9 protein-coding genes are annotated in these 11,509 nt (G+C 56.3%); 2 read left to right on the top strand and 7 right to left on the bottom strand.

What is annotated here, in order from left to right; genetic code table 11:
* Nucleotides 1-20: 20 nt before the first annotated feature.
* From DRW39_RS08675 to DRW39_RS08645, 7 genes are all read right to left on the bottom strand, one after another.
* Nucleotides 21-2,069 (bottom strand): 3-deoxy-D-manno-octulosonic acid transferase, encoded by a 2,049-nt coding sequence (locus DRW39_RS08675; protein ID WP_116106632.1) that lies wholly within the window; start codon nucleotides 2,067-2,069, stop codon nucleotides 21-23.
* Nucleotides 2,070-2,819 (bottom strand): hypothetical protein, encoded by a 750-nt coding sequence (locus tag DRW39_RS08670; RefSeq protein WP_116106631.1) that lies wholly within the window; start codon nucleotides 2,817-2,819, stop codon nucleotides 2,070-2,072.
* Entirely contained in the window at nucleotides 2,819-3,634 is an 816-nt protein-coding gene (locus DRW39_RS08665; RefSeq protein WP_198664828.1) for an NINE protein, read from the bottom strand. Before DRW39_RS08665 ends, DRW39_RS08670 begins: the two co-directional genes overlap by 1 nt.
* Before the next feature lie 93 nt (nucleotides 3,635-3,727).
* Entirely contained in the window at nucleotides 3,728-4,309 is a 582-nt protein-coding gene (locus tag DRW39_RS08660) for a hypothetical protein (protein WP_116106629.1), read from the bottom strand.
* Nucleotides 4,310-4,380: 71 nt separating this feature from the next.
* Nucleotides 4,381-4,992, bottom strand: coding sequence for a TlpA disulfide reductase family protein (locus tag DRW39_RS08655; protein ID WP_116106628.1), 612 nt, complete (start codon nucleotides 4,990-4,992; stop codon nucleotides 4,381-4,383).
* A gap of 73 nt (nucleotides 4,993-5,065) precedes the next feature.
* The gene (locus DRW39_RS08650; RefSeq protein WP_116106627.1) at nucleotides 5,066-5,869 is read right to left on the bottom strand and encodes a phosphatase PAP2 family protein; all 804 of its coding nucleotides are present in this window, start codon (nucleotides 5,867-5,869) and stop codon (nucleotides 5,066-5,068) included.
* A gap of 4 nt (nucleotides 5,870-5,873) precedes the next feature.
* On the bottom strand, nucleotides 5,874-6,533 hold the full coding sequence (locus DRW39_RS08645) for an RluA family pseudouridine synthase (protein ID WP_116106626.1): 660 nt from the start codon (nucleotides 6,531-6,533) through the stop codon (nucleotides 5,874-5,876).
* A gap of 188 nt (nucleotides 6,534-6,721) precedes the next feature.
* Between DRW39_RS08645 and DRW39_RS08640 the strand changes: the two genes are divergently transcribed.
* Both DRW39_RS08640 and DRW39_RS08635 read left to right on the top strand, forming a co-directional pair.
* Entirely contained in the window at nucleotides 6,722-9,733 is a 3,012-nt protein-coding gene (locus DRW39_RS08640; RefSeq protein WP_198664827.1) for a SusC/RagA family TonB-linked outer membrane protein, read from the top strand.
* Nucleotides 9,734-9,746: 13 nt separating this feature from the next.
* Entirely contained in the window at nucleotides 9,747-11,432 is a 1,686-nt protein-coding gene (locus DRW39_RS08635) for a RagB/SusD family nutrient uptake outer membrane protein (protein ID WP_116106624.1), read from the top strand.
* Nucleotides 11,433-11,509 lie beyond the last annotated feature (77 nt).

The raw sequence follows: 11,509 nt of genomic DNA, 5'->3' as shown, positions 1-11,509 counted from the left end.
GTATGCGTTTAGCCGTCCGCTTACCGGGTGAACAGGCCGAGGAGGATCAATCCCGTATCGGTGGCCTTTTCGACTTCTACGCGCAAGATGTAAGGCCCCGGAGCCTGGCTGTCGTATTCGATCATGGGATACGGATCGGGGTCGCGATCCCGCCGCAAAATGCGCATTTCCTCGTCGGCCAGAAAGATGTCCAGATCACGGACTACGTCCGACCCCGTCGCCGCCAGAAAATTTTGACCGAGAGGTAAGCTCAGGTTATCCAGCGTGGCCCCCTCTCCTTCACCCAGTATATATCCGTACACGCACCAACCGTTCTGGCCGCCGCCAAAGCGTTGAGCTCCCCCCGCCGCGTGTACGGCCCCGGCCGCCGCGCCGAATTGTGTGCTGACCTTTCGGTATTCCAGGTCGGTAAAGGGCACCCCGCGTGAGCTCAGAATCCCCAGACCGACGAAGGTATTGGGCGATTTGCCGCTCGGCAGGTGCAGCTGGATGACGTAATTCCCGTCAAATTCCGGAGAAAACTCCATGATCGGGGTGCCATCCGCTTTGTCGTCTTCCAATAGCAGGCTATCCTGGCCGTTGCGCAAGTACAGGTCAAGGTCGTTACGCTTCGTTTCGGCCGAGGCAATGAAAATGTAATCGGTATCGGCTTCTAGGTACAGCGCCAGAGATATGGAAGCTCCTGGCTCCAGTTCCGCAGCGGCCATGCAGAGTCCGGGGCGCCATTCCTTCCCCGATAGGGCAACCATCAGGTTGCACTTACCGAATACCCCATCCAGGGTGCCTACTACCCGGTCGCTGGCGGACCAGGACTGGGCCGGGCTGTAAAGCGGGAGTAATAGTATCAGGAAAAGGAGCAGTTTGCTGATCAGGGTGGCGGTCCGTTTACCTGCACCCCGATGCAAATCCCGGTAGGCTAATTGGGCCTGAGTCGCCGCTGCCCTAGCGGAGGAATCACTCAGTTGCTGCCAGACCTTTTCCAGCTCCTGGGGCGTTTCCACGCTAAATGCGCCACCTTTCTTCCGGGCGGCATCCGCCTCCGGAAATTTATGATATCGGGGGCCGAATATGACCGGTAAGCCATAACTCAGCGGCTCCAGCGTATTGTGTAGTCCACTTCCGAAGGCTCCGCCGACGTAGGCGGCCGATCCGTAACGGTAGGCGCGGCTAAGGATGCCTATCGTGTCGAGGAGTAAAACCCGTTTGTTCTCCGGGGATTCCGTGTACCGTTCGGCCGCGAACAGCCGCTGCCACTCTTCCAGCTCGTCTTTCTTAAGTTGGTGTGGGGCCAGAACCAACTTCCACCGGTCCTCGAACCGGGGCCAGACCTCAGCCAACAGTTTAACATCGGGCGGCCATACCGAGCCGGCAAATAGCGTCTGCCGGTCGCAAAAATCGGCAAGCCGCTCATCGTGGAAAGGGGCTTCGGCCAGATCGGCGGTGCGATCCAGGCGGGGATCACCCGTGACGCAAATATTCGTTAGAGACAGACTTTTAAGCAGTGCCTTGTCAGCCTGGGTTTGTACGGCAAAATAGGTGAAGCATTGCAGCATTTCGCGCCAGACCGATCCGTACCACTTGAAGAAGGGTTGGTCGGGGCGAAAACTGCCGGCAATTAGGAAAGTAGGCACGCTAGCGGACCGAAGGGCATTGAGGTGGTGGTACCAGAATTCGTACTTCACGAATACCGCCAACTTGGGTTGAAGCAAAGCGATCCAGCTTTGTGCCGCCTCCTTATTGTCTCGGGGCAGATAGGCAACAACTTCGGCTAATTCCGTTTGGCGACAACGGTCGTAGCCACTCGGGCTAAAAAAGGTGACGACTACTGCCCAGTTGGGGTGTTGCTTCCGTAGCTCCGTGAGTATCGGCCTGCCCTGCTCGAATTCACCCAGGCTGGCGGCATGCAACCAGAGAATAGGTCGGCCCTGGCGGTGAAGTTGTCCAATTTCTTGGACGGGCTGTTCGCGCCGCCCGGCGATCCACTTTTGCGCACGGTCGTTTCCTACCCGTGCGGCCAGCTGGATGCCCAAGTGGTACGCGCCCACCCCGGTACGGTACAGCCAGCGCAATTAATAGAAGATTTCTTCTCCTTCCCCGAAGTAGATGGGCAGGATGATGCCGGCCCGTAGGCCGAGTACCACGTCAGTCCTTCGGTTGGGGTCCGGCGGAGCGCCGCTGGCAATGTCGTACGATCGGAGGTGCTGGGTAAGTCCGAGGAGAAATTCTCCCCCCACATAGAAGTTCAGGCGGCGGTTTAGGGCAAGCTGCTGGTACCCGATGAACTGGTAGATTGCCGGCCCCCCGGCTAGGCGATCGTATCCGGCCTGACGGCTTCGCTCGAGCTGGGGGACGTACTGTACCGGATCTTCCTGAAACCTGATCCGACTAAAGAAGTAACCGAGGCCCGTGGTGGTTTGCAATCCGGCCCGCTCGTTCTTACCCAGCGAAAGCGTATAACCGAAGCGGGGGCCGATAAAGAGCTGGCGCTGGCGTAAAGCGATCTGGGCGGGTTGCCGCTGATTGCCGATAATGTAGCCCGCATCCGTGCGCACTCCGGCAAGAACATCCTCGTAGACGGAATTCCCAAAGCCGAATCGCGCCATAACGCCCACATGCCACCTGGCGGCGGCGGGCAGGTAGTCCAGTCCGCCATCGAGAGCGAATCCCCCTCCAAATCGATCGGCCAAATCGCCGGCGGTCGTAAAGAGCCCGTAACCGGCCGAGATCAATAGGGCACGGTCCGCATTGCGTACACCCGCAAGTCCCTGCCCGGGCAGGGCAGCGGTGAATAGAAAAGCACACAAAAGCAAAATCCGCATCAGTGCAGTTTTTGCCGTTGATTCTGATATTCGGTCTGGGTGAGAATGCCGGCTTCCCGAAGTTCCCGCAACCGGTTGATTTGCTCCAACAGATCGGGGTTGTCTTCCAACTCCTCCGTTTCCTCCCTTGTCGATTGGTAATGATGCGGGGGTACCTGATCGTGGTGCAGGTCCAAAAGATTAAGCCGTCGGTAATTGTTATTGCGGAAGGTGCGGTACGCCTCGCTTGCGCGCAGATCGGTAAGCGCGGGATGGGTTTCGATCCGCTCCGGCTTTGGTAATTCGTAGGTAATCGCTACCTCGAGCGATCGAATAGCCGGTGGGAACTCACTCATGAGTGCGTAGCAGCAGGCGATGTTAAAGTGGGCTACCGGATCCGTGGGTGCCTGATCGAGCGCCTCCGAAAAAGCTTCCACGGCCAGGTCGTAATCACCGGCGCGGTAATACTTCACTCCTTCGGCCTTGAGGGCGCGCAGGCTGGGCTTTCGCGGTTGCCTACTTTGCATGGTCGGGCGTTGACTGGTTTTCGGGTAAGTATAGCCCGGCGCTACCAGCGCCTGCGGGTCGTACTTGGCGGCCCATCGTTCGTAGGGGGTTGCCCAGAATACGACGGCCGTAATCAGGGGCGCCAGCACCATGCCGACCAGCAAAAAGGGTAGGGGCATTTCCGGACCATTCTCCGCCAGAATGGCGATGATGGCCCAGAATCCGACAAACTGGGCCGCACCCCGCCACCACTGCCCGAGGTAGAATCGGTGCACGCCGAAGACGCCCAGGAAAAAGGCAAAAAAACCGGCTAGATCTTTTTTAAGCATGTGAGGCAGCGAAGAAGTTTCCGGCAAGGTCCGTAGCCGGTGCATAGCTAACGCACAATATTCTACCAGGGTTGGATAGAATTCGTCGGGTGCTTACAGGCGCTTACGCTTTCTCCGGCTGAGCTCGTTGTATTCCTTTATGATGGATGGCAGATCGCGGTAGCGGTAGCCCCGTTTACCAATTTTATTGGCAAGGCCCGGGCTGGTAGTGCGGAAGAAGTCGCGTAAGTTCCGCTTATATCCGGTCCGGGGCACCGCCAGAAATTCTCCCCGACCGTACTCCAGATAGTATTCCGGGGGCTGCTCCGTAAACACCCGAAGCATGCGATCGTCGATCCAGCGGCTGCCTCCGCGGGGTAAGCGGAACAAACTGACCGCGCGGCCGCTGATATCCTCCTGCAGGAAGTACCACAGCCCTTCGTGTCGGCGACTGACGAAGCGGAGGGGTTTTCCATCGTAGTTGAAACCGAAACCGCTGACCAGAAACGGATGGATGGTGTACTCGTCACCAAAATCGTTGGTGAACGTGATCTGGTTTCCCCCCGGGGCGTAGGCCAGTACGTTGAGGTAGCCGGTGAGTTGGAAGCCATCCTTGGTCAGCAGGAAACCCCGGTATGACTCAGCGGAGAGGGTAGAGCAGATTAGCAAAAATACTATCAGGTAAAGCTGCCGCATATGCCGATTATTTGAGTCTCAAAATAGCAATTTTACCGACTCGGTCAATATCCCTCGCCGAAGATCGTCGGCTATTGGCTAACTAAGGGTGCGACGGCGCCGCTCACGTCCGGCATACTCATAAACGGACGCCGGTAGACGTAGCGAAGTTCCTTACGGTAAATAAGCGTGGTAGGTAATGATCCATCCCATTTGTCATCCAGATTCCGCTTCCATTCGTTGCCCTCGTCGGTGAGGACGATAGTAGGCAGTTCGATTCGCTGTTCCTTTAGATAAGCGGGAATACGGTCGATGGCGGAAGGTTCCGTATCCAGGCTAACCAAAATTATTTGCAGGGCATCGTCCGCGTGATCCTCCGATAATTGTTGTAACAGGGGTAATTCTTCCAAACAGGGTTTGCACCACGTCGCCCAAAAATTGATGAGGTAGGTGGTATCGCCCTGCTGTTCGAACAGGGGGGCAACCGCGACATAGTCTTGGTATATCTTCGGAGCGGATGCCGGGCTGAGGATGGTAGACACGGGCGGGACGGGATCCGCCGGGCCGCAAGCACCGAAAAGCAAAGCGATGGTCAGAGCGGCCAGGCCTTTAGGCTGAAATACATGAGGTATCGATCGCCACAGTATTTCCGGGGCGGTCAGCAGGTAACTTCCCAGACAAGGTAATTGTAAGTTGATTTTCATCTACTGACCGTTAGGCCATACTAAGCAACGGCCTGGCCAGTCGGTTCAATTTGTCGGTGAGGCGGTCCTCTCCTTAGTTCAATTGATAAGTAAACAGCATGCCCGAGCTAAGGGGGGTCAGCGTCCACTTCCGTTCGTCGCCTTTCCGCCTGTGCAAAACCGGTATCGTGTATCCCATAATCGCCCCCAGTGCATATCCGGCAACCACATCACTGGGAAAGTGCTGACCCGCCCGGACCCGTAGAAGTCCTCCGACGGCGGGAAGGGTCGCCGTGGCCACCCATACATAGGGCTTTAACTTGCTGTCCGGGTGGTAATCGGCAAATACGCGACCGACGAAGAAAGTCGCAGCTGCTACCGTACTGGTATGGTTGGACAGGAAGGAACTGCGATCGTAGGCGGAAACCACACGATCGGCGGGAAGACTTGCATCGTATAGATAGGGCCGGGGTCGCTTCGCCAGGCCCTTAATGATGTCGGTCAGCCCCTGATTGAGCAGCATGGTTTCGGCGAAGATGATGGTTAGTTGCTTGACGTCGGTGGCCATACGCTTGTCTGCCATAAGCGTCACGGGGAGCAATAGCGAGCCATAGGCAACGATGTCCGAACCCGTAGCGGCTGATTCGGAGTCACGGCCCAGTGAAGTCCGATCAAATGATGGAACTTTTGGCAGCGACAGACTCGAGAGGACCACCTCATCGGTGGCGTGGTTGAGGAAATATCCCGCCGTGACGCTACCGGCGCCGGCCAGGGAGATCCCTAATTCCCGCGGTAGAGAAAGTTGGTAGGGCGACTCGAGTTGTGCCTGTCCCGGCAGGGTGCCCACCAGAAGTAGGAGATGCAGCAGTATATAATAGCGAATCAGATAAGCACGCATGCTTCTAAGTTGTTTTGACCGGCCAGTAATCGGGAAGGGGCGCTTGTACGGTAATGGCTTCTCCCGTGGCGTGGTCCGGAAAAGTAAGCTCACGGGCGTGTAGCGCGATGCGGTGATCGCCTAGTATTCGATCGGAACCGTAGGCAACATCCCCGAATACCGGCGCGCCGGCCGCGGCTAGCTGCGCGCGGATTTGGTGGAAACGGCCGGTGAGTAGGCTGACTTCGTAGACGAACAGACCATCTCTGGATGCAGTGAGCCGGTATTCCAGGATAGCCTCCTTCATTCCCGCCGCCGGTCGTGTACTGGTGACAGCCAGTTTGTTGGTAGAATTTCTGCTCAGGTAATGGTGAAGGCGACCGCTGTCTTCAGGCAACGCCTTCGTGGTTACGGCGACGTAGCGTTTACTTGTCTTGCCGCTGGCGAAGGCATCGTTGAGAAAAACAAGGGTTGATTTACGTCGTGCCAGGATGACCGCACCACTGGTCACCCGGTCCAGCCGGTGGACGATACCGACGAACGGTGGCTTTTTAGCTCCCGGTCGCTTCCACGCTTCCAACGCGCGGCCTTCCAGGGTGTCGTAGGTAAAGTGTTTCTCCGTAGCAATCCCCGCCGGTTTATTTATGACCGCCCATCCCGGGCCCTCCTGTAGCGTATTCAGCATCGTCGCAAGGTACAGCGCTATTAAGACTAAAGCTTGTATTGACAACAGATCGGGGCAGGCTGAAAAATTATTCTTTAGTTGCCATTTATACAATTTAGTTGTAGTATTAGCGGCAGATATGAAACTATGGTTGGCCTTAGATGGGCGGACCGCTATTTTATGCTTTACTCACTAAATCGATCCTGATCATGCGACTGATTTTATTACTGCTGCTGCTGGGCGGCTTGACCGGCTTGTCCGCGGCCGAAAATCCCCCTGACCGTTTTCCGTGGCGAATGATCACCGGAACAGTCACTGATGAGAGTGGGATGCCGCTCATCGGCGCAACCATACTGGAAGAAGGCACCACGAACGGAACCGTGACCGATATCGACGGAACTTTTGGAATCGATGTCCAGGGAGACGATCCCCATCTGGTCATCACCTACACGGGCTACGAAAGTCAGATCGTCCAGGTTGGTAACCAATCCGAATTCAACGTGGTCATGAGTGAAGACGCTGAAACCCTGGAGGAGGTAGTTGTCGTAGGCTATGGCATTCAGAAGAAGCGCGACGTAACCGGTGCGATATCCAGCCTAAATGACGAACAGATCAAGAAAATCGCTACCTCGAGCGGCGTAGCCGCCATGCAGGGTCAGGTCAGCGGCGTGGATATCATCAGCCCGGGAGGCCGCCCCGGTTCCAACCCGACGATTCGCATCCGAGGCCGCCGGTCGATCGCGGCCGACAACGACCCCTTATTCGTCATTGACGGTATCCCCCAAACCAGCGGTACCAGTGCTATTGCGGACATCAATCCACAGGATATCGAATCCATGGAAGTCCTTAAGGACGCGGCGGCTACCGCCATTTACGGTAGCCGGGGGTCCAACGGTGTCGTGATCGTGACCACCAAGCGTGGTTCCGCCGGCCGTACGATCGTTAGCTACGATGGCTACTATGGGGGAACCAGTGCCCTGAACACCGTCGATATGATGAACGGCTCGGAATTCGCCGAAATGAAGCGCGAGAGCCAACGTGAAGGATGGAACGGCAGCATCCCGGCGGATGAGGATGTTTTCCTGGATCCCACCGAACTCGAAAGCATCGCGCAGAACCGAAGCACGGACTTTCAGGACCTCGTACTCAACGACGGCTGGCAGATGAACCACCAACTGGGCGTTCGCGGTGGTAGCGAGGCTACGCAATTCAATATTTCGCTTGGCTACTTCGACGAACAGGGTATCATCTCCAATCAGGATTTCCGGCGCTTCACCGCCCGGGTGAACCTGGACCAGCAGATCAGCCCAATCTTTCAGGCCGGTATTTCCTTTACCGCTTCGAATTCCCTGCAGAACTTCGGCTCCAACGCCACGATCGGAGAAGCCCTGGCTAACAACCCACTGGGTGTTCCGTACAATGAGGACGGTTCGGTCAGGTTCCTTCCCACCAACGATGGTATTCGGACCAATCCGCTCTCCGAAGTCGTCCCCAATGCTGTGGTTGACGACCGCCGGGTTACCCGCATTTTCGCGCCGCTCTACATTAAGGCTAATCTGCTGGAGGGTTTGGTATTCACCACCAATTTCGGCCCCGACATCCGCTATTACCGGCGGGGAGCCTTCTTTGGCAGCGAAACCAACGATAACCGTGGAGGTCCCGCGGACGCATCCACGGAGTATCAGCAGGACTTTGGCTACACGCTGGAGAATATCCTGAACTTCAACCGGACCATCGGTGGGGATGACGAGCTGGGCATTACGCTGCTACAGTCCATACAGAGCCTGCGCGTTGAACAGGAATGGTCCAGCGTCTCTAACCTGCCCTACGAGAGCCAGTTGTTTTACAACCTGTCCACCGGTGAGGTAAAGGGAAATATCGATTCCAACCTGGAGGAGTGGCAGCTAGCCTCCTTTATGGCCCGGGCCAACTATTCGATCAACGGTAAGTACCTCTTCCAGGCCAGTCTGCGGGCGGATGGGTCCAGCCGACTCGCCGAAGGCAATAAGTGGGCTTACTTCCCCGGCATTTCCGTCGGTTGGCGTGTTGGTGCCGAGCCGTTCATGGAAAACATCAGCTGGCTGAACGGACTGAAGCTGCGGGCCAGCTACGGTGAGGTAGGTAACACGTCGGTTGATCCCTACCAGACACGCGGTGGTCTTCAGCGTACCGTCTACGCTTGGGACGAAAGCCCGGCCTTCGGTTTTGCGTTGGGTTCGATTCCGAACTCCGCCCTGGGCTGGGAAGTATCGAAGACCATTAATGCGGGTGTCGATATCGATGTGCTCAACGGCCGTTTCAATGCGTCCTTCGAGTTTTACCGGACCAGCACGGAGAATCTACTGCTGGAGCGGAACCTGCCACCGACCTCCGGCTACAACAACATTTTGCAGAACGTCGGAGCAACCCAGACCAATGGTGTAGAGCTGGTGCTTGGCGCCGGTATCCTGAATAATCCTACCGGCTTTAACTGGAGCGTGGACTTCAATATATCGGGCTACCGGGAATCCATCAAGGAACTTGCCCTGGTGGATGCGGACGGGAATCCCGCCGACGACGTCGGCAACCAATGGTTTATCGGCGAGCCCCTGAACGTCTTCTTTGACTACCGTAAGATTGGCATCTACCAGGCCAATGAAGTGGAGATGGCCGACGCCATGGAGAATAAGGTGCCAGGAGAAATCAAACTGGACGACGTGAATGGTGACGGCGTCATTACCGCCGATGACCGCGTGATCCTGGGATCGGACGTTCCCGACTACTTCGGTGGGCTCACCAACCGCTTCGAGTACCGCGGTCTCGATCTGTCCTTCTTCCTGTACTTCCGTCAGGGCCAGATGATCAGCAGTCGCTTCCACAGAGGAAATAACTCCCTTTTCGCCCGCTACAACAACCTCGACGTCGATTATTGGACCATCGACAATCCGACAAATGCCAACCCACGGCCGAATGAGAATCAGGAAAGCCCACGGAACGGTTCTACCCTGAGCTACTTCGACGGAAGTTTCGTGAAGCTACGCAACATCCAGCTGGGTTACCAGGTGCCGGACAACATCGTTTCGCGCATCGGACTATCCCGTTTGCGCCTTTACGTATCCGGGCAGAATCTCTGGTTTAAGTCCGATTACGAATCTTTCGACCCGGAGACTCAAGATCCGGACATCGACGATCTCATTCCAACCACCAAGATCATTTTGGGCGGCCTGCGTGCCACCTTCTAAAAATACTATCGTGATGTTTAAAACCATATTCAAAACAATGGCGCTGGGGGCCGTATGCCTGATGGCACCCTCCTGTGCGGATTACCTGGAGGAGGAACTCGTATCCGGTGTTTCCGCTGCCACTTATTACCCCACCGTTTCCGGTTTTGAGGATGCCGTAAAGGCGACCTACTCATTCATGAAACCGTTCTACGGAGTCGAGCGTGGGTTTACCATGACCGTTTTCGGTACGGATACCTACACCAACGGGGCGGACGGCAGCTACAAGGGCATTAATGCCTACGACGGCCGCCTGAACGGCACGGACGGATTTATAAGGGATACCTGGAGCGACCTCTACCGCGGTATCAATCAGGCGAATGCCGTGATCAACCGGTCACAGGATCTCGAGGGCATGAGTGAGGAAGAAAAAACGGTGCGACTGGCGGAGGTCCGCTTCCTACGGGCGCTGTATTATTTCGATCTCACCCGTATTTACGGAGACGTTCACCTTACGTTGGAAGAAACGGAAGGAATAGAAGTCGAAGCCAACCGTACCGGCCAGGGGACGATTTACAACGAAGCAATCATTCCCGATCTGCGGTATGCCATTGCAAACCTGCCCGTCGAGCAGGAGGAATACGGTCGCGCCACTAGGCCGGCCGCCGAAATGCTGCTGGGTAAAGTACTCCTTCGACGGAGCTACCGCGATTTTGCCGAAGGGGGGGATGCCGTGGAGGCCGATACCCTGTTCAACAGCGTAATCGAAAACTACAACTTCCGTTTGCTGGATGATTACGCTGACCTGTGGGATATCTCTAATGAGCAAAACGCGGAAGTTGTATTCGCGGTGCAAAATTCCAAAGGGCAGGTGGACGAAGGACTGGACGGTAACGGAAACCGCGGACACCTGTACTTTATCATGGAATACGACGTACAGGCAGGTATGCTTCGGGATATCCAAAACGGCCGCCCGTGGAAGCGTTTCAAACCTACGGATTACACGCTCAGTCTGTGGGACCGGTCAATCGATACCCGTTACGACAAATCCTTCAAGCAGGTTTGGTACTCCAACAACGAGGCTACCATCCCCCTATGGACCGCCGCCGATGAGGCGGCGGGTTATGGCACGGAGGGTCAACCCAAATTCGAAGTGGGTGACACCGCGCTCTACATTCCCGGGCCCGGTCAGGACGCGTATTGGACCCAGGAACGGCAGGCCGCGACACCCTATATGGTCCTTACGGCGGATGAGTATACCGAGCGTAACTTTCCTTCCCTGAAGAAATGGCTCGACCCGACACGGCCCAACCGCCAGCACGAGCAGGGGCAGCGGGATATGATTTTGATGCGCCTCGGTGATGCCTACTTACTCCGCGCGGAAGCCCGTCTCCAGCTAGGGGATACCGAAGGTGCCGCGGAAGACATCAACACCATCCGCATGCGGTCAGCCGTTTCAGGCATGGAAGAAGATATCAAGATCGCGGCATCGGACGTCGACCTGGATTTTCTCCTGGACGAACGCGCCAGAGAGCTTGTTGGAGAGGGACACCGCTGGTTCGATCTGACCCGTACCATGACCCTAGTGGAACGAGTGCGCGAGTATAATCCCGTCGGCGGTCCGAATATTCAGGATTATCACGTGGTGCGCCCGATACCCCAGAACCAAATAGACCGAACGCTGGGGGGGTACCCTCAGAATGCCGGTTACTTGAATTAATGTCGACGTTATAACGGATAAATGCTCACTTAACGTAAACATTATACTGGGTACTGACCTTTACGGGGAATAATCTG

Origin of the sequence: Lewinella sp. IMCC34191, from assembly GCF_003390935.1 — a bacterium.
Lineage (GTDB): Bacteria > Bacteroidota > Bacteroidia > Chitinophagales > Saprospiraceae > Neolewinella.
Note: the sequence above shows the minus strand (reverse complement) of the source record. Positions and strands in the feature narration are given on the sequence as shown.